This window comes from Bacteroides sp. (genome assembly GCF_028690125.1).
Classification (GTDB): Bacteria; Bacteroidota; Bacteroidia; order Bacteroidales; family Bacteroidaceae; genus Bacteroides.
This window is the reverse complement of record NZ_JAQVBV010000002.1, coordinates 288,787-309,303: the sequence shown is the minus strand read 5'-3', so window position 1 is coordinate 309,303 and position 20,517 is coordinate 288,787. Positions and strand designations below refer to the sequence as shown.

Here is a 20,517-nt window from a genome sequence, read left to right as displayed (position 1 = left end):
AGATGAATATTTATCTTCATATATCATTCAAATATATCTTTTGATAAAAGTAATTTATTACTTACAAAATACTATCTTTGAAACCAGATTGACGAAAGCTGCATGAATTTCTTCGGAAATATTCCTGTCTGTCTGAATACTGATCAAATACTTTATAAAACTGTTATTATGAAAAAGAATGTCATTACTTGTTTTATTTTTAGCCTCTTGCTTTTATCCGGAGATGCTTTCAATGTAAAGGCACAAAACTTGGAAAAGTTTACATTGCCTACTCCTTGGACAGGGCAAGCATTAAAAGCGGAAGTTCCTTTTCCGGAATATCCACGTCCACAAATGACACGGTCCGAATGGTTAAACCTGAACGGTATGTGGGACTATATGGGCGGTAAAAAACTACCTGATCCTACTACTGCGACTACTCCTCCTGTATTTCCTCCAAAAACAGAGAAGATACGCGTACCGTTTCCTCCTGAAGCGGAGTTATCTGGTATAGCCCGAAAAGGCGATACTTGCTTATGGTATAGACGTAACTTCGTTGTTCCTAAAGAATGGAAAGGAAAGAATGTTTTGCTGAATTTTGGTGCAGTAGATCGTATTTCGTCGGTATTTGTAAATGGAAAGAAAGTAGGAACCCATACAGGTGGTTACGATGCTTTTAGTTTGGATATCACTGATTATTTGAAGTCGGGAGAAAATGTTCTAGTAGTAGGTGCTTACGATCCTAATGACGGTCGGGCTGCTTCGGGAAAGAACGGACCGCATGGAGATTATGTTTATACTTCCGGTATTTGGCAGACAGTTTGGCTTGAACCGGTAGAAAAACAATATATTTCTCATATCAAGCTTGTGCCTGACTTGAAGAATAATCGTCTGGAGGTAGTGGCTTATGCTGATAATCCCGAATTGAAAGTGACTGCGATTGCTGATAATGGTACTACGGAAATAGCGAAAATGGATGGAAATTCAAATACTGTTTTTTATCTGCCTATTCAGAATCCTCGTTTGTGGAGTCCGGACGATCCTTTTTTGTATGGATTGAAATTGCAGTTAAAGGATCGGAAGGGGAAGGTTATAGATGAAATTTCCTCTTATTTTGGTATGCGTTCGCTTACAATGGGAAAAGTAGACGGTGTACTTCGTCCTTTATTGAATGGAGAATTTGTTTTCCATATCGGTCTTTTGGATCAAGGATATTGGCCTGATGGTGCATTTACAGCTCCTACGGAGGAAGCTTTGCTTTATGATATTGAATTAGCTAAACGTGCCGGATTTAATGTGATTCGTAAGCATATTAAAGTTGAGCCTCAACGTTGGTATTATCATTGTGATCGGCTTGGTTTGATGGTTTGGCAAGATATGCCTAATCTTTGGGAACCTGATGGTGTGGATTCTGTAGCGGTTCGCAAACAGTTTCGTGATGAATTGAAGGTGATGATTGACCAACACGTTAGTTCGCCGTCCATCGTAATGTGGGTTCCGTTCAATGAAAACTGGGGAGCTTTTGAAGCAACTGACATTACTGACTGGGTGAAGAAATATGATCCGAATCGTTGGGTGAATGGAATGTCCGGATACAATTATGCTCCTGGTTACCGCAAGGCTTATGGAGATCCCGGTAATGGTGATTTTGTAGATATGCATCATTATGGTAAGATAGAACCTCAGGCAATGGCACGTCCCACTGATAATAGAGCCGCTTCTCTCGGAGAGTTTGGAGGAAAAGGTCTGTTTGTGCGTGGACATATGTGGCCTGTGCGCAATGATGCTTATGAAATGATGTTGAATAAAGAGCAACTGACGGATACTTATGTATTGATGGCTACCGAATTGGAGCAGATGATTAAGTATTTTGGATTGAGTACAGCTATCTATACACAAACCACGGATGTGGAACATGAGATAAACGGTTTAGTTACTTATGACCGAGAAGTGGATAAGATGGATATTGATAAGGTTAAATACATTAATCAGGAAATAATAAAGAGTACTCGGAAAAAGAAATAAAGAATAATTTTTTTTTGAAAGGCCGTTTCTAAATAGCAATATGATGAGGCGGTCTTATTTTATAATTATTCGGATAGTAAGAGTTCTAGGTGAGAATAGAAAAAGAAAGGAGATGTAATCGCTTGGATTACATCTCCTTTTCTTAACTATTTTCAGTTGTACAATTATGCTTCAGTTGCAGGAACTACAGAAACATATCTTCTGTCTTCTCTACCTACTTTGAAACTTACTGTACCGTCTACTAAAGCGAAAAGAGTGTGGTCTTTACCCATACCGATGTTTTCACCCGGATGGAATTCAGTACCTCTTTGACGAATAATAATATTACCTGCTTTGCAAGCTTCGCCACCAAATATCTTAACGCCTAATCTTTTACTGTGTGATTCGCGGCCGTTCTTAGAACTACCGACACCTTTTTTATGTGCCATTTCTTCTTACTTTTAATTGATTAAGCTACTACTTCTGTGATTGTTAATTCAGTAAACTGCTGACGGTGACCGTTCAGTTTTCTGTGACCTTTTCTTTTTTTCTTGTGGAAAACAAGAACTTTGTCACCTTTAACCAAGTTAGAAATAACTTGGCAAACAACTTTAGCACCTTCTACGGTAGGAACACCTACAGTTACGTTTCCATCTTTGTCTACCAAAAGAACTTTCTCAAATTCTACTGTTGAACCGTTTTCTGCACCTTCGATGTGGTGAACGAACAACTTTTGACCAGCTTCTGCTTTAAATTGCTGACCGTTGATTTCTACAATTGCGTACATCTTATAATAAATGTATAAGTTAGCTCCGGCGGGTGGTCTTTAATCTCTTAAAGAGCTCTTTGTCATACCCGTTGCGGAATAATCGGGCACAAAAGTACTATTTTTATTTCTATGTGACAAGTATTTCTTTGCTTTTTTTCTCGCATGACTTCCATCTCTAATCAAGGGTGTGTCAGATACTTCAAGAATGAGAAGTAACGTTTTGCAACTCTGAAAGAGAATTCATTATGATTCGATGGGGGTAAGCCCGAAGCTCATCAGCAGTTGTTATTCCGTTGAGTACAGCTGCAAAGTCTACTCCTGCGTTTCTGGCTGTTTCGGCGTCTACTGTGCTGTCTCCGATGTACAACGTTTCTTTCGGAATACTTTTCAGATGTTCTAAAGCAAACTGTACCCCTTCGGCTGACGGTTTTGCTGCTTTTACATCTTCACCTCCAACGACAATATCAAAAAAGTCTGCCGGAAGATAATTGTTCAGATAATCCAGTATCCGGAAACGGTATTTCGTAGAAATGATTCCGATGCGGGCTCCCCGTTTTTTAAGTTCTTTCAAAGTAGACAGTGTATCAGGGAAAAGAAGAGTATTGGCATTCATGTGAATATCCGCTTCTTTTCTGTATTCCTGACGGAAAGCTGTTAATTGTTCGGGATCTGTAACACCGGTGAGGATACTGAAAGATTCTTCCAACGTTTTACCGATAGTCCGTTTGATGGCTTCATCGGTTACATTTGTGTACTGGTGGCGAGTAAGCACTATTCTGAAACAAGCGACAATGCCGCGTGAAGAATCGGCTAACGTATAGTCAAAGTCGAATAAGTAGGTTTTATAATCCATAGGAAAACTTTTCGACAAAAGTAATAAAATCCTATTTCTATTTAACTGGTTCTACTGTATATCCTTGTTTTTTCAGTAAGTTTAGCACTCCTTTTTCGCCTGGGAGATGTAAAGCACCGACTGCAACGAAGGTTGGAGCAGCCTTCATGATGTTAGCCAGTTTCTCAACCCACGCCTGATTGCGATTGGTAACCATAGCTTCATCTTCATCCGGAAGCGGATCGCACTGATTTCCCTTACGCTCTTCACTAAGGCTGAGCATAGTAGTTAAATCTTGTTTTAAATAAGCATCTGTCACTTTTCTTAAAACATCTATTTCATCGTCCATATTGTTGAGCACACACATTAGTAACTGTGCCTGACGTTTTAATGAAGTGCCATTGAATAGTAAGTTGAATTGGAACTCTACTGTTTCTAATCCTTCTACTTTCTTACCTTTTTGGATAGCCTGAGTCTGGAAATAGGTGTCCAGCTGCTCTTGTGGATGAAAGTTCCGGATGTGTTTAATATAAGCTACTACTATTATGTTATTTTGTATAGCAGCTGGTTTCAGTTTAGGTACTTGTTGTAAATCCATCATTAAGTACTCTTTACTGTATTTGTTTGCAGTCTCAAAATCAGCTGGCGAAAGAAGTGTCATTAATGTCGAATCACTTTCTGTCATCATCATTTTCTGCATTTTCTGCATAGCAGCAGGTGTTTGTGTATCTGATATTTTTAATTCTCCATATACTTGCTGCGTTTCGTTCAATGCTTTCTGCAGACCGGCAATGCTATCTTTAATACTGAGTGGAGCTAAATGATGTGTACCTATTATGTAAGAAGGCTTTTCAAGGTTCTTGCCTGATATTTTCCATAGCAGTTGTGCATTTGCGTTGAGAGCTACACATATCAAGATTACTGCTCCAATGAATATTTTCATGACTCTTACACTTTTAAAGTTGATGATTATTGTATTCTTCCCCCAGACATCCAATGTCTGGTATAGTAGTCTTCATTCAGATTACTGACAATGACTCCTTTACTGGTGCTGGCGTGGATAAACTTACCGTTTTTCAGATAGATGCCCACGTGGGCCACTTTTTTTCCGGAGTTTCGGCTGGTAAAGAATACCAGATCACCTTCCCTGAGATTCCGTTTACTAACCTTATTACTCTCTTTTTTCAAGTCTTCGGTATTTCTTGGAAGTTGGGTTCGGTAAACTTTGCGGTATAGCTGATAAGTAAGTCCCGAACAATCCGTTCCTCTTTTAGAATCACCTCCGCCACGATAGGGAACGCCTATCCACTCGGCAGATTCTATATAAAGTTTGTGATTATCTTCGAGATTGATATCGACACCTAGCCGAATAGAGGCTTTTGCCAATGCTTTATAATCCAAACGGGGAGCGGAAGTACGGCAGGAACTAAAACTAATGATTACTCCTAATAGTAAAATGGATTGTAAGATGAGTTTTTTCATGGTCTTTCGCTGTTAATCGGGGTTATTCTTCTACATTGAAATAATCTTTCAACTCTTTTTCCGCGGAATTGTTTTCGTTAATAAGATCTTTGATAATAATACCGGATTCCAATAATGCAATGCGCGGACATATATCTATCGTATGATCCAGATTGTGGCTGGAAATAATAATTGTTGCTTGTTGCTCTTCATTATATTTTTTAAGCAAATGTTTGATAACAGATTGCGAACTTGGATCAAGGAAGTTGAACGGTTCGTCCAATATTAACAACTGCGGATGATGGAGCATTGCCGAAATGATACCGATCTTTTGTTTATTACCGGCAGAGTAGTTGCGGATGAACTTCTTTTGTCCGAGTACTTCTCCATTCATGAGGCGTTCGAAGGGGAGAAGGCGTTGGTTTACTTCTTCCTTGCTCAATCCGTACATTTTGCCGATGAAGTAAAAGTACTCTTCCGGAGTGAGATAATCGATTAGAAAACCATCATCAATAAAGGCACCCGTAAAACTTTTCCAGTCTTCACTTTGGCTGACTTCGATTCCGTTAATAGTTACTTTTCCTTTGTCTGTTTTCAGTAAGTCCAGCATTAATCGGAAAAGTGTTGTTTTACCGGCACCATTGTTCCCTACCAGGCCAAGCATATCACCTTGATTAATTTCGTAGTGCTCAATCTCTATGGCTACCTTTGAACCGAAGTTCTTTTTAAGTTGATCAATGTTAATCACGGTTTTCTATATTTTATAATGGTTATAGTTTTATATTTTTTTATTGGCGGCTATCTCTGAAACCTTCCATATTCTTATAACGGCGTTCCATAAAACGGTGGTATACACTTTTTATCCAGTAGGGGGAGGTCAGCGTAAACCCCAAACCGATGATTAAGAGTATGATGTATGTTATTGTTTCTCCTAAAAGCACATTTAATGCACTGTATAAAAGCAGGGGGAGTCCGAAAGAACAGAAATTAACAAGTGTCTGTATAGCACTGCTACCTTGACGTCTTGTAACCTTCTCATTCAATGGAATCGCTTGTTTATTGTAAACGGCTAATTGGAAATAACCAAAATAGATAAGACCTGTGGTATAGAAAAACCAAGCAAATGCTCCCAATAATGAAAGCTTGCCCATTATGATAGCGGGAACCATCAATGTAAACGGTATGAGTTCTCCTATGCTATATACATAATATTTGGCTTTCAGCACGTTGAGGATAGAGTCTTTTCGGGACATCAGACCATCAATGTAGTTTCCTTCGAAAGACATGATTCGAGTAAGGATGATCATACCAAATGCGCTGAAATTGTATACATAGATAAAGGTACGCATGAAGTTTCCATCGTACATAGATGAAAAACTTAATATGCAGGAAAATATGATGATTAATATGAAAATACTGCGTAACAAGCCCTTGCAACTGCGGTTACGCAAAAGCAATTTCAGTTCCAAACGCATATATTCACCTACTTCTCCATAGCGTTCGAAGAATTTATAATCGGACACATGTTTTATCTTTAAATCGGTGGTTCTAGCCAATTCTGCATAGATCAGACTAAAGATGACTCGGCGGTTTATCAACCATAAAATAGCTATAACTAATATCGGACCGAGAAAATAAAGAATATTCCCTTCAATGAATCCGTCGCCCATATCCATCATAAAAGAAGATACGGCACTGTCGGGAATAATGAGCAGATAACCAATCACTGCATATAAAATGACAGGAAGTAATATCCACCAAATACGTTCGTTGATAAGTGTGCGGCAAAGCAGATACCAGTAGTTATTGATAATAATAATAAGCCAAATGCCTATAAGATAGGTGATGACACTCCATACACCAAAGAATTTTGTGATAGTGAGGAAGGAAAAAGGGACGAAGAAGAAAAACCAGAACAGGTTATATATACTTAGTCCGGAACGTAAAAGTAAAAAGTCAATAATTTGGTTTCGTTTAACTGGCAGCAGGAGGTAAGGCTTTACCTCCTGTGTCAGTGTTTTTTGCAACGGAATACGTAACAGGAAATCCAGTACCAGAATGATAACTAGAACAAATCCATTGATTACATGATATGGTTCCCGATTGGGAATCATATTTGCGAAGGAAGTTGCAAACATTATACCGAAGAATACCAGGTAACCGGCCCAGAAGACCCCCATGGCATAGCTGAGTATCTTTGCAATCAGATTTTTCTCATACATCGGATGACGTTTGGCAGCAAGCCTTCCATGTTTACGTAATTCGTTGAATATCATCATACAATTGATAATTGAAGATTCTTATTTATCAGCTTTTTTGATATCTTCTTCAGGTACGGTCATGATAATTTCAATTTCATTCTTTTGTTTCAGCAACTTGTCAAGGAATACCTTTACATCTTTTGCTGTCATGTTATTGATCAGTTCTTCATAACCTTTTGTTGAATCGATACCGCTATAGAAGTATGCATTCAAGTTACTTAGCCAATAGCTGTTTTCTTTCTGTGCATCTTTGTAGTTCTTCAGCATATATTCCTTGATCTTCTGTAGATGTTCTTCAGATGGACCTTCTTTAGCTATTTTGTAAAGTTGTTCAGTTACGATTTTAGCCAACTTTTCTTTCTTTGCCGGATCAGGATCGGTCTGGAATGAAATTTGCAGAGTAAGTTCTTCTTTCGGATATTGGCTGAGACTTCCGTCGCAACTTACACCATAAGTACCTCCTTCTTTCTCACGGATCTCTGCGGTATAAACCATATTCAGTGCTTGTTCAAGGAAGCTGAGAGTGATGTTGTTACGTAAGTCGTACTTACATTTTCCGCTGAACAAGAATAGGATTGTAGCCATCGGAGTTTCTTGTTTCTTAGCAAACTCTTTCTTATATTCTCCCTTGCGGATATTCATCTTCGTATCTCTGTAAGTTTCTTTACGATTGATAGCAGGAAGACCTCCCAAATATTTAGCGATCAGAGGCTTAGCTTCTTCAATGTTGATGTTTCCTACGAAGTAGAATTTAAAGTCGCTTGCATCTTTGAAACGGTCCATATACATTTCGATGATACGGTCGTAGTTGATATTATCAACCATTTCTTCCTTCAAATCCAACATACGCGGATGATTGCCGTATAAAACATGAGAAACAGTATCCTGGAATGCTTTCATCGGATTAGCATCTTTGTTTTGCAAAGCTGCTTTCAGGCGGTTTTTGTATGATTCGAATGCTTCATCGTCTTTACGGGGAGCAGTGAAGGACAAATAGGTCAGTTGCATCATTGTTTCAAAATCTCTCGGAGGGCAGCTTCCTGAAACAGCTTCAGTTAAAGAGCTTACAGATGTACCTACAGAAGCACGTTTGCCTGCAAGAACTTTGCTCAACTCTACTTTATTGAATTTGCCAAGGCCACCTACTGTTGCTATGCTGTTAATCTGAGAGATATCCAGAATCTCATTGTCCGGGAACAAGCTGGTACCACCGAAGCTGATACCTTGCATCAAGATTTGATCTGCTTTGAAATCTGTCGGTTTGATGTATACAGTCACACCGTTAGAAAGAACTAATTTAGTTGATCCGTAGATTTCTCCACTCTGTTCAGAAACGATTGTTCCGCCTTTCGGTTCTTCTGAAAGTAATGGTTCATTGGAAACTTTGTCTTCGTACGGTTTTACGTCGAGTGATTTGGTTTCTTTCAACCAAGCTGCAATTTCTTCCTTAGTCGGGTATTTCATACCTTCTTTCTCAGGACCGGCCATCAGAACTACCTGATTGTTGTCAGTAAGCAATTGTCCCATCAATTGATTGATAACCTCCACTGATACTTGCGGAGCTAATTGCTTCATGATAGCACACTCATATTCCAGACCTGGGATCGGTTCGTTATCAAGGAAACTACTTACATATTCGTCTGTAAAAGAACCACTTTTTCTCTTATCACGTTCATTGTAGGCCGACTCGATTGCTTGCAGATAGTTGGCACGTGCACGTTCATATTCTGTAGCAGTGAATCCGAAGCGGCGTGCGCGTTCTGCTTCTTGCAATACGGTTTTCATTGCCAGTTCGATACCATCTAATTTGCTGCTTCCGCTCAGTGTGAAAGCATCTTTTGTTTTAGCAAGGAAATAACCACCAAAACCGGCACTTGCACTTGTGAAAGGAGGTTCTGCGGTCTGGATAAGTTCTCCCAAACGGTTGTTTAACATTGTAATAGCCATATTCAACATATACTGTGTAGCATAATAGTTGATGGTATTCTTTGTTGAATCCGGTGTAGCTTCATGCTTGTAGAAGATATTAAAAGAAGGAGTTTTTACTTCCTTATCCGTACCGATGTAGATCAACGGTTCCTGATTGTCTGCTACCGGGTAGTAAGTACGTTCTACTGGATTTACCGGAGCTTTCACGTCGGCAAATATACTCTTTAGTTTAGCTTCGATTTCATCTACATTGATATCACCTACAATGATAATACCTTGTAAGTCTGGACGATACCATTTCGCATAGTAATCACGGATGTCCTGATAAGGGAAGTTATTGATAACATCAAGGCTTCCGATAGGCATACAGTCGGCATATTTTGAGTCCGGATACATGGTAGACAGAGCGTTGGTCATAATGCGTTGCATACCGCTGTTACGGCTTCTCCATTCTTCACGGATCACGCCACGTTCTTTGTCGATTTCCTTATCGGCAAGGTTGATAGCATTCGACCAGTCATGCAGAATTAACAGACAAGAGTCTACTACATTTACATTTTCAGTAGGAACATTGCTGATGTTGTAAACAGTTTGATCAACACTGGTATATGCATTTAAGTTTGTACCGAATTTGATACCTTTGGTTTCACACCAAGGGATGATACCTAATCCTTTCTCATTACCTGGGAAATTAGTAGTTCCGTTAAATGCCATATGTTCAAGGAAGTGTGCGAGACCACGTTGCTGTGGCTCTTCCAGGATAGAACCTACCTTTTGCGCAATGTAAAATTCTGCACGCTTTTCGGGCAGTGCGTTATGGCGAATGTAATAAGTTAACCCATTGTCCAGTTTACCGATGCGGACATCTTTGTCCACGGGCAGTACCTGCATGGGCTGTGCAAGTACAAATTGGAAGTTACAGCATATTGCTAAGACTGCAATAAATAATCCACGTAATAAATGTTTCATGTTCTATTGTTTAAAAAAATATTATAGTTTATGTGATACATATCTATTGAGGTTTATCTTCTTCCGGACTGATCATTGAAATCTCTATCTGATTTTTCTGTTTAATCAAATTTCCAATGAAGTCGGCTACATCTTTCACTGTAAAACCTTTAACGAATTCTTCATAATTATCAATTGGATTAACTCCGGTGTACAAGTATTCATCAATCCATGACAGCCATAGTCCGTTATCATTTAAGTTTTCAGCATATTTCTTGAGCATAAACTCTTTTACTTTGTTGAGGTTTTCTTGCGTCGGACCGACCTTGGATATCTGCTCCAGTTCATCATAGATGATCTTCAGCAATGCTTCCCGCTTCGTAGGAGATGTGTCAAAGCTAATCTGCATACCGACTATCTCCTCCGGATATTTGGAAAGATTACCACCTACAAATACACCGTAGGTTCCTCCTTCCTGTTCGCGTATCTTCTCTGTATAAATCAGGTTGAGTATCTGGCAGGACATATCAAATAAGGCCATATTTCTTAGATTGTATGAACAGTCTCCAATGAAACTCATGAAGTTGGAAGCTTTGGCAACATTTTGTTTTTTGTAGAATATATTCTTGTAAACTCCTTTACGGTTTTTGACGTTGTTGTCTAAAAACGTTTCCTTTCTATTTATAGAAGGAAGAGCTCCTAAATAAGTAGCTATCAAAGGCTTCATCTTTTCAGTATCGACATTACCGATAAAAATAAAAGTAAAATCGCTGGCATCTTTATAACGGTCGCGATGCATCGCTAATATTTTATTGTAGTCTGTTCGAGTAAGCATTTGCGAGTTAAAGCGTTGCGTACGGGGATGACCTTTTTTTATTGCATAATTAATGCTGTCGTAAAATGCTATTCCCGGATCCATTTCCTGATTTAACAAAGACTCCCTGCAACGTTCCTTGTAGGAGGCGAATGCTTCATCATCTTGTCGGATTGCCGTGAAAATCAGGTAAGCAAGCTGCAACATCGTCTCAAAGTCTTTAGGAGCACAATTACCATCTACATACTCTGTATTGTTGGTTATATTATAACCTGCGGTAGCTTGTTTACCCGTTAAAATCTTTCCAATGTCAATGGCGTTGAGATCTCCTAATCCTCCGACTCCTGCAGATTGCATGAAATTGATGTTGGCAATCTCCGAATCGGGGAACAGAGAACTTCCTCCGAGACTGACGCCTTTCATCAGTATTTCATCAGCCTTAAAATTTGTATTCTTAATCATGACTTTAACCCCATTGGACAGAGTCAGCAAGGTAGTCCCAAAAATCGGTTCTATAGTTTCTGATATGATTTTGCCACCTTTTGGAATTTCTTTTATCAAAGACTTACTCACGTGCTTGTCTTCATAAGGAGTGAGTTCTTCTTTTTTCACTTCTTCTAATAATTTCTTGATAGATTCCTTTGTGGGTAGCGATAAACCGTTTTTCTCTGGTGCAAAAATAGCCACTGCCTGATTGGTGTCTGTAATAAGCTTTTTCATCATGTCGTTCAGCATTCCTACTGTAACGCCGGAAGCGATTTGGCTGAATATCTTAAATTGGTTTTCGATACCTAACAGAGGTTCTTGATCCAGGAAATGGCGGATGCATTGATTGGTTAATTCTGCGTTCTTTCGTTTATCACGTTCGTTGTATGCTCTTTCCCATCCTTGCAGGTAGTTAGTCCGGGCACGGTTATACTCGTTCTCGGTGAAGCCGAAACGGCGGGCACGTTCCATTTCTCTTAGTAATGTTCTAAATCCCTGTTCTATCGAGCCTTCGGCACAGCCTACCATACCGGTAAACGTTTGTTTGGTTTTAGCGACAATGAAGTTATCTTCGAATACCGAAGCTTCTACAAAAGGAGGATTTGCTTTCTGTAAGAGTTCGTTCAGGCGTTGATTGAGCATACAGGTGATCATGTAACTGGAATAGCTTTTTGCCAAATAGTCCATGCTGTTTTTCTGATCGTCGGGTGTTGCTTCATGTTTATTATAGATGAAAGCCTGTACAGATGATTGCTCTTTATCTTTGCCGATGAATATGATAGGTTCTTTATTATCATTGACAGGGTAGTACTCCCGTTTGGCTGGGTTTGGCTGTGCGGGAATATCTGCGAAGATCCTTTTGATCTGCGCTTCTGTATCATCTACAAGGATGTCTCCTACAATGATAATACCTTGTAAGTCGGGGCGATACCACTTTTCATAATAATCTCTGAGTGCTTGTGGCTTGAAGTTCATCACTACTTCCATAGTTCCGATCGGAAAACAAGTCGCGTACTTGGTTCCGGGAAACATAACCGGCAACATTTTCTCCTGAAGGCGTTGCATAGCATTCATTCGTGTACGCCATTCTTCGTTAATGACTCCACGTTCCTTATTGATTTCTACAGGATCTAAGGTAAGGCCATTGCTCCAGTCGTGTAAGATCATCAGACAGGAGTCTATAGCCCCCGGTGTATTGACCGGGACATTGCAAATATTGTATACCGTTTCGTCTACAGAAGTATAAGCATTGAGGTTCTCTCCAAATTTAACTCCGATGCGCTCTAAGTATTGTTTTAAACCACCACCTGGGAAATGGGTCGTACCGTTGAAACACATATGTTCCAGGAAATGCGCTAAACCCAGTTGATTGCTTTCTTCCTGTATGGAGCCTACTTTTTGTGCGATGAAGAAGTCGGCCCGGTTTGTGGCAAAGATATTTCTTTGAATATAATAAGTCAGCCCGTTACTTAGCTTGCCCATGCGTACATCGGGATCGATAGGGAGCGATGCCGATTGCTGTGCCGTTATCTGCTGAAAACTGCAACAAGCTATTAGTGTTAAGAGTAATAAAAGCTGTTTCATAGTGTGTTGGCGTGCAATTTGTTACGATTGAATAGCTTCCCGTATCCTGACCAATTTGGTCAATAATCCTTCCAATAGGTCTAATCTTAACATATTAGCTCCATCGCTTTTGGCTACTTCCGGGTGCTCATGAGTTTCAATGAATAGTCCGTCAGCACCTACGGCAATCCCTGCTTTCGCAACGGTTTCTATCAATTGTGGCATACCGCCTGTCACACCGCTAGTCTGATTAGGCTGTTGCAAAGAATGAGTGACATCCAGAATGACCGGATAACCAAATGACTGCATTTCCGGAATACCACGATAGTCTACTACTAAATCCTGATAACCGAAAGTAGTACCGCGTTCGGTTAGCATCACATTTTTATTTCCTGCTTCAACTACCTTGTCTGCGGCAAATTTCATGGCGTTGGGAGATAGGAATTGACCTTTCTTGATATTGATTATTTTTCCTGTATCGGCTGCTGCTACTAACAAGTCAGTTTGGCGACATAGAAAAGCCGGAATTTGGAGTACATCTACATATTCGGCTGCCATTTCTGCTTCATCCGCAGCGTGAATGTCGGTTACGGTAGGAATGCCAAAGGTATCATGTACCTTTTTCAGAATTTTGAGTGCTTTTTCATCACCGATACCCATAAAAGAATCCAACCGTGAGCGGTTTGCTTTGCGGTACGATCCTTTAAATACGTAAGGAATCTTCAGTGATTCAGTGATTTTAACGACACGCTCTGCAATACGCATTGCCATATCTTCGCCTTCTATTACACATGGACCTGCTAACAGAAAGAAATTATTAGCAGGATTGTTTTTGAGTTCTAGCATTATAGTATTTACAAATTATGAATTACAAAATTACAGTCTTTCTATTTATGAGACAAAACTGATAGATTCATTTCACTCTATTTACGCCTTATTTAGGAATAATCAATGTTATCTTTTCCAAAAGTACTCCTATTTCTAATGGGAAAAATTTTGGTATGATGCGACCATCCAAATCTACAGCAGCATTCTGCGCCCGCAGTACTTTAACTTTCCGGGTTCGATAACTTTTAACCATTTTGTGGTTCAGGATTCTTCCCTGAATCAGCATCCATAATCCTGAAATAATTTGCAAAAATTCGGGACGGTAAATGACAGATACATCTAACCAACCATTATAAGGTACGGCACTAGGCGTTTGCCCCCATCCCCAGGCACTTCCTACACATACAGTCATGATACGTCCGCGAATATGTTCGTCATTGATTCGCAAATGCATCCGATAAAGCTTCCGTTCGAATATCAGAGAGAATAGAGCAGCTAAATACGACAGGAATTTAACCCCCCAGAAGCGTTTGGTCTGATCTGTGATTTTTACGATTCGTGCACCTAACCCGATATTGACAGCATTGAGGAAATAACGAAGTTGGTGCTCTGTACCATCATAATAAGAGCAATAACCAACATCTATCTTTTTTAGGCGGTGGTTGATGATACAATCTACGGCTGTTTTATATTCGGTAGTAAGTCCCCAATACTTGGCAAAGTCATTTCCGATACCATTAGGAATGATTCCGATGGCAATATTGTCCTTATCTTCAGCATCAGAAAGCATAATACCATTGATAGCATCGTTCAGAGCACCGTCACCACCTACAATAACAATGGTACGATAACCATTATTAGCTAGGATTTTAGCTAGGCGTTCCACTGAACCGAAACCTTCGGATTGTACATAGTCATAATTGACACCTTTGCCGTCCATATACTCCTTGATCTCTTTCCAACGCTTCTGTACCTTGCGGGTACCGGCTTTAGGGTTGTAAATCACTCCCCATTTTCCTGGTTCTACACTCATATAAAACTAATAAATATCCGACAAAGATACTAAATCTCTTGCAGTTTATCTAACACAAAGGCTATCTTTTCTTCCATAGGTAGTTCAGCACTAATCCAATGAATGGTAAATCCTCTGCGTTCCATACCACGGAACCAAGTCATCTGACGTTTTGCAAACTGATGAATAGCTGTTTCCAATCCCGTGAACATCTCTTCATAAGTTATCTTTCCTATGACATACAATGTCAGGTATTTGTATTCCAATCCATAATAAATCAGATCGTCCGGTGAAATTCCTTGTGTAATCAATTGTCTTACTTCTTCCACCATTCCTTCGTCCAATCGTTGTTTCAATCGGCGGGTAATCTTTTGGCGACGTAGTTCACGATCAATGTCTACTCCAATTATAAGGCTGTTCAGTTTTGGAAATTCCCGTTCGGGAACCAAATGAGCAGCATAATACTCTTCAATTTCTATGGCACGGATAGCACGTTTCACGGTATCCACGTCCGTAGAATTATGCAAAGTCTTGTATTGACTTAACATATTTGTCAATTCTTCTAGAGAATAATTGGACAAACGGGCACGCAACTGCGGGTCTTCGGGAACAGGCATCAGCTTATAGCCTTTCAGTACTGCTTCCAGATACATACCTGTTCCTCCACATAAAACGGGGAGGCAACCTTTTTGTTTGATAGAATCGTAAGAAACCAGAAAATCCCGTTGATATTCGAAGACATTATATTTATATCCGGGGTCAGCGATGTCAATCAAGTGATAAGGGATGGTATGTCCGTTAATAGTATAATCGGCTAGGTCTTTTCCGGTACCTAAGTCCATCCCCCTGTATATCTGACGGGAGTCGGCACTGATAATTTCCGTATTTAATTTGTGAGCCAGAGCAGTGGCAAATGGTGTTTTGCCCGAAGCCGTGGGTCCGAGTATGGCAATTAAATCATAGTCCGGCATAGTTTCATTCTTTAAAATGTCGGGCAAAATTACGAAATTATCTGATACAAAGGCGTTCCTGTATCTATGTTTTTAGGTTATTTATTGATCGTCTGTTGTACACGGCAAGCTTTTCCATTTTTATCCACACCTTCGATGATAATATTCTGGGGGCCTTTACTATCTGATGTATAGTATTCAATTGTAGCTTTTCCTTCTTCATCCAGTTGTAAAGATGGATTCCAATAGATAGTAGTCCGTAAATCTAATTTCTCGATATCCGCTTTTTCAGGAAAGGCGTAAGTCGGATGGTAGAATTCTACCGTATTACAGTATCCTAATGGATTATAGGTCGTAATTCCCGGCACAGGTTTGCTTGGAATGTCTTTCGGATCTTTAAGAGTTATGACAATGGCACCTGCTGCGGCACGAGGACCCAGAATCATTGTATCTGTTTCTCGAAGGAGGCTTATGCTCGATATGTTATCGGCAAAAATATCTTTTAATATATAATTGTCATTTTCATAAATGATGTCGTTGATAACGATTGCCGGTTGATCGGCATTATTACGGATATGCAATTCACTTCCATTCGATACGGTAACACCCGGAAGGGTGATGGCAATATCGTAAGCGGTGCGTCCTGCATATTGTTTTAGCCTGTCTCCTTCAAGAGTATAGGTGTTGATACCACCTGTATAGATACTTTTAGAACTGGGCCTTTCACGTTTGGCAGTTATGAGAACTTCTTTGAGATTATAAACACGCATACCTCCTTCCGTGTAATATTGATCGCGGGTATTGAGCAGATAATCTTGCATTAAAGTGGGCATTCCTTTGTAGAAGGGACTCTTATGGTATATAGTTGGATATTGGAGAGTATCCATTTCGATCTCAACTGCAGGGGATCCCTTTTGGGTACGTGCTTGGACAACAAACGTAGTACTGTCTTTGAATGATGTGTTGATGACAAATTCTCCCATTTCGTCACTGGTTGTGGTTGAAAATATATTTTCTTTGGGTGCTAAAGCGTAAATAGGTCCCTTTTTTACGTTATTGCCAAAGAAACCTCTGATTCGTCCACTAATCGTTTGTCCTTGTTCTATATAATTTTTGAAATTTAATGAAGGGGGAATGCGAAGATTTTTGAGAATATGTCTTCTCCATCCGTGTGTCATCATTAAAAAGTCCAGTGCACGAAGAGTTTTGAAATCTTGGTTAAGGAAATAATATCCGGGATTTTCTACATATCCTTTCAAATCAGAAGTTAGTAATAGATTAGATAAAATATTATCTGCGAGAGAATCGGGCTGAACTTTCTGTCGGTCTGTAATACTAATAGAGAAACTACCAGCAATAGGATTGTTATTATAGTCTTTAGCTGAAATTTGCAGAGATACTTTTTCTTTTTTTCCATAAGATGGTTTGTCTGCAAGAATCTGCCATTGCCCCGATTTTCTGTCAGGGATGAAAATTAGCCGTTCGCTAAGTGTGTTACCATGTCCGTCAATCAATAGAAAATGAGTAATCCCTTCTTGAAATAAACTGTCGTTCATTCTTCCGAAAGTATTGGTTGGATTGATTGGTTGTAAGATAGCTAGCTTTTCCCGGGTATGTGCCACTAAAAATAGTTTTTGGGGCCATTCGGTAGTTTCTGTTTTTTGAATTTCAAAACGTATGTCATCGCGGCGATGTGTCATAGAAAGAGCAATTCCTTTTTCTTCTACAGTCGGAAGATTGAATCGTTTCTTGATTCCGTCACTGGTCTTGATCATGGCATAATAAGCATCAGGAGCAATAGTACTCAATGTAAAAACTCCCATTCCGTCATGCTCTGAACGGAAAGAGCTTAAGGTATCACCTTTTGAATTAAAAAGAGTACCCTCTACTTCTTTGGAAAAGCCATCTGATCCCTGTGCTTTAAAGGCTACATTTTGATGAGGAACGGCAAGCAAAGCACCACCCTCCGGGAAGAAAGTAACATCGAAATCATTTCCAAAGACGGGTAGATAGAATGTTTTTTTATAAATATATTGTGGGTCGTCAAATACTACTTCAATGCTGCGGTTAGCATTTGGTTTCAAGTCGGGAAGAGAAATAGACATTATCCCCTTTGAGTCAGTCTGTTTTTTTCCTTTATCTTTTACTTTTCCGTTTTCAATGTAGCGATAACGAACATTGGTGTTAATAAAAGATTCTTGCACATTGCTGGTAAATTTTATTTTTGCAGTGTAATGCGTCTCATCCTCCTTTTGGTATTCAATGGTTGAAATAATGGTATTGTCAATGGAATTACCAATTTTCAGGTTACACGAATATATAAAGTCCGGATCTTCATTTAACATCCAGGTACTATATCCTCGAAGATAATAATCTCCCGCAGGGAGAGTAGCGGGCAATGTAAAAGCATTATGAAACCCCAAAGAATCACGTCGGACCTTTCTGCGTTCCAAAACAGAATCGGAACGATTAATAAGTTCTGTAATGATGAAGTTGCTCTTAGAATTATCTTGATGTGTAGTAGCATTTACAAGATATCCTTTGAACCATATTTTTTCACCTGCTCCATAATAAGGTTTGTCCAAGTGTAGATATAACTTTTCGTTCGGTATGTTTTCCCGGATATTGAAATTAGCGATAATCGTATCTTGCATTTCTTGTGCTGATAACGATGAGAAGCATAGCAATATTCCAAGAGCTATCTTAATTCTGCTTCTTTTTGTTGAAAAAATAATTTTGCTTGCCATAGTGTATTTGTCTTTTAAATTTTGTGCATCCAGATAGAGATAACTTTTCGTCTGACTGCTAATATATTGATGATGGAAACAATCAGAAATAAGAAAATTCCCATGCCGATCGCTACCCATACCGAACCCGTTTCCAATTGAGGAAAGAGTAAACGGATACTGCCTATATAATAGGTGCGTAACCAAGATACAATGCCAATAGATAATAGGAGTACAATGATGTTTAATCCTACTGTTAATATCTGATAGGGTAAAGCAACACTGGAAGGACTATATCCGATTAACAACAAACTCTCTAGTTTGGTGGTGTTTTTTTGAAGTAGAAGGAAAATACTTAACATTAGGATATAGAACGACAGGATGCTGATAAATAATCCCACTCCTAATACGATACCAACGATCAGGCGAAGGAAATAAGTCGTTTTTCCTGCATCCAGTTTCCCGTCTTCTGTTTCGTATCCTTTTTGCTGGAAATAACGGGCTATGGCAGAATCGGCTGGATTATTCACTTCAATAATCATACGTGCAGGTTGTGCTTCAGTATCCGGTGCAAAATTCTTATTTGCCCAGTCCATAAATGACTGCGGTACTAAAATGGTATTTAAGCGATTTGAGAATCCGACAATATTTCCTTTGAATTGCTCTACTTGTCCGTTACCACGCAGAATAATATTCATTTGGATGAGGCTCATCAGTCCTTCCGAAATCTTAGGTAGGCTACGGCTCTGAGCAAATCCGAAATTATATAGGTTCAGATAGTTACGGGGAATTATGATTGGGATCGTATGAGAATCTTTGTTAAAGTGCCATTTGTCAAGATTGATGTCTACAAATTCATCGGGTACCGATTCAAAGAACATTTCGGTCGATAGGTTAATACCAGTTTCCTGCATTCCCAGACTTGCTGAAACTTTGAATTGCGAGGGGGTAAAAGTGCCTACTGTTTTAGTGAACGATTGTTTCTTTAAATCAGTAATTTCTTCGGGAGAGAAAGCATTACTTTTGTTAGTAAAAGTACCGAGGGTGCTGATTCTTTTAGTAGCGATGATAAAATCTTTTTTCATAAAACTATCTCCTTCGGTGAATACCGGAATGACGTCTTTATAGAATTGCACGCTAAGCAATACAATCATCATCCCGAACAGGTTTGCTAAAAAGAAACCGGTTAATTGACCGATACTGATATGTTGGCGGAGAAGTTTCCAGACAAGAGTGTTCATTTACAATCTTATTATTTATGGTTTACATATATATAGTTCATCAATCAATGGACTAAGGAAAAATTATCATAATTGGAGTATCTGGTTATAAGGTAATTCGATATGTTTTCCAATCGAGGTAACAATAACTCCGGCACTTTGCTTTTCTGCTTCTGCAATGATGAGTTCGCCCATTATCCGGTTGTTTTCGTCGTCCAGATGACTGATCGGCTCATCCAGAAAAAGAAAGTCGAAAGGTTGGCAGAGGGCACGTATAAAGGCAACCCGTTGTTGCTGACCAAAAGAAAGTTTTCCTGCTTTTACGTGCAATTTATCGGTAATGCCTAATCTTTCAAACAATGATAAAATTTCTTTTTTCTTTTTATATCCTGTCAGGTTGTTTTTCAATTGCACATTTTCGAGAGCGGAAAGCTCAGTGAATATACGTAAATCCTGAAAAAGCATACTCAGTGAATATTTTCTCAGGTAGACCCACTGATTTACAGAGTATGCTTTGATATTAGTTTCGTCGAAATTGATAATCCCCTGGTAGTCGTTACGATAGCCATAAATATAACTACATAACGAAGATTTTCCGGTACCTGAAGCAGCTTCTATCAAGTATATCTCTCCTTTACGAAAAGTAAGATCCTGATGCCATACATCCGAGGTTACCGAGTTACGGTCAGCAAACACTTGGGGAAGTGTTTGCTGGAGGTGAATACTATTCATACC

The 20,517-nt window shown here is 39.3% G+C and carries 16 protein-coding genes; 1 reads left to right on the top strand and 15 read right to left on the bottom strand.

Annotation, left to right across the window (positions count from 1 at the left end; translation table 11 throughout):
• Positions 1–168: 168 nt before the first annotated feature.
• On the top strand, positions 169–2,004 hold the full coding sequence (locus tag PHO71_RS02860; protein WP_300198585.1) for a glycoside hydrolase family 2 protein: 1,836 nt from the start codon (positions 169–171) through the stop codon (positions 2,002–2,004).
• Between the two features lie 164 nt (positions 2,005–2,168).
• Here PHO71_RS02860 and rpmA read toward each other — a convergent pair whose 3' ends face one another.
• The 15 genes from rpmA to PHO71_RS02785 form a co-directional block, all read right to left on the bottom strand.
• Positions 2,169–2,432 carry a 50S ribosomal protein L27 gene (rpmA, locus tag PHO71_RS02855; RefSeq protein ID WP_300198582.1) on the bottom strand — a complete coding sequence of 88 codons (264 nt, stop codon included), beginning with the start codon at positions 2,430–2,432 and terminating at the stop codon, positions 2,169–2,171.
• Positions 2,433–2,452: 20 nt separating this feature from the next.
• A complete protein-coding gene (gene rplU, locus PHO71_RS02850; protein WP_300198580.1) occupies positions 2,453–2,770 on the bottom strand; it encodes a 50S ribosomal protein L21 in 318 nt (105 codons plus the stop codon).
• 181 nt (positions 2,771–2,951) lie between these two features.
• Positions 2,952–3,605 (bottom strand): HAD-IA family hydrolase, encoded by a 654-nt coding sequence (locus tag PHO71_RS02845; RefSeq protein ID WP_300198577.1) that lies wholly within the window; start codon positions 3,603–3,605, stop codon positions 2,952–2,954.
• Between the two features lie 37 nt (positions 3,606–3,642).
• Positions 3,643–4,527: a TraB/GumN family protein gene (locus tag PHO71_RS02840; protein WP_300198574.1), complete on the bottom strand. Its 885-nt coding sequence runs from the start codon at positions 4,525–4,527 to the stop codon at positions 3,643–3,645.
• A gap of 26 nt (positions 4,528–4,553) precedes the next feature.
• Complete coding sequence (locus PHO71_RS02835) at positions 4,554–5,066, bottom strand: NlpC/P60 family protein (protein ID WP_300198572.1); 513 nt, start codon at positions 5,064–5,066, stop codon at positions 4,554–4,556.
• 22 nt (positions 5,067–5,088) lie between these two features.
• The gene (locus PHO71_RS02830; RefSeq protein WP_300198569.1) at positions 5,089–5,793 is read right to left on the bottom strand and encodes an ABC transporter ATP-binding protein; all 705 of its coding nucleotides are present in this window, start codon (positions 5,791–5,793) and stop codon (positions 5,089–5,091) included.
• A 40-nt stretch (positions 5,794–5,833) separates the two neighbouring features.
• Positions 5,834–7,324: a DUF5687 family protein gene (locus tag PHO71_RS02825; RefSeq protein WP_300198566.1), complete on the bottom strand. Its 1,491-nt coding sequence runs from the start codon at positions 7,322–7,324 to the stop codon at positions 5,834–5,836.
• A gap of 21 nt (positions 7,325–7,345) precedes the next feature.
• Positions 7,346–10,204, bottom strand: a complete 2,859-nt coding sequence (locus tag PHO71_RS02820) for a pitrilysin family protein (protein ID WP_300198563.1) — start codon at positions 10,202–10,204, stop codon at positions 7,346–7,348.
• Between the two features lie 43 nt (positions 10,205–10,247).
• Positions 10,248–13,067 (bottom strand): insulinase family protein, encoded by a 2,820-nt coding sequence (locus PHO71_RS02815; protein WP_300198560.1) that lies wholly within the window; start codon positions 13,065–13,067, stop codon positions 10,248–10,250.
• Positions 13,068–13,088: 21 nt separating this feature from the next.
• A complete protein-coding gene (gene kdsA / locus PHO71_RS02810) occupies positions 13,089–13,892 on the bottom strand; it encodes a 3-deoxy-8-phosphooctulonate synthase (RefSeq protein ID WP_300198558.1) in 804 nt (267 codons plus the stop codon).
• A gap of 88 nt (positions 13,893–13,980) precedes the next feature.
• Positions 13,981–14,907 (bottom strand): diacylglycerol kinase family protein, encoded by a 927-nt coding sequence (locus PHO71_RS02805; protein ID WP_300198555.1) that lies wholly within the window; start codon positions 14,905–14,907, stop codon positions 13,981–13,983.
• A gap of 29 nt (positions 14,908–14,936) precedes the next feature.
• Positions 14,937–15,857, bottom strand: a complete 921-nt coding sequence (miaA, locus tag PHO71_RS02800; RefSeq protein ID WP_300198552.1) for a tRNA (adenosine(37)-N6)-dimethylallyltransferase MiaA — start codon at positions 15,855–15,857, stop codon at positions 14,937–14,939.
• A gap of 77 nt (positions 15,858–15,934) precedes the next feature.
• Positions 15,935–18,583: a TonB-dependent receptor plug domain-containing protein gene (locus PHO71_RS02795; protein ID WP_300198549.1), complete on the bottom strand. Its 2,649-nt coding sequence runs from the start codon at positions 18,581–18,583 to the stop codon at positions 15,935–15,937.
• A 14-nt stretch (positions 18,584–18,597) separates the two neighbouring features.
• Positions 18,598–19,803, bottom strand: a complete 1,206-nt coding sequence (locus PHO71_RS02790) for an ABC transporter permease (protein ID WP_300198547.1) — start codon at positions 19,801–19,803, stop codon at positions 18,598–18,600.
• Between the two features lie 66 nt (positions 19,804–19,869).
• Positions 19,870–20,514 carry an ATP-binding cassette domain-containing protein gene (locus PHO71_RS02785; protein WP_300198544.1) on the bottom strand — a complete coding sequence of 215 codons (645 nt, stop codon included), beginning with the start codon at positions 20,512–20,514 and terminating at the stop codon, positions 19,870–19,872.
• Between the last annotated feature and the right edge of the window lie 3 nt (positions 20,515–20,517).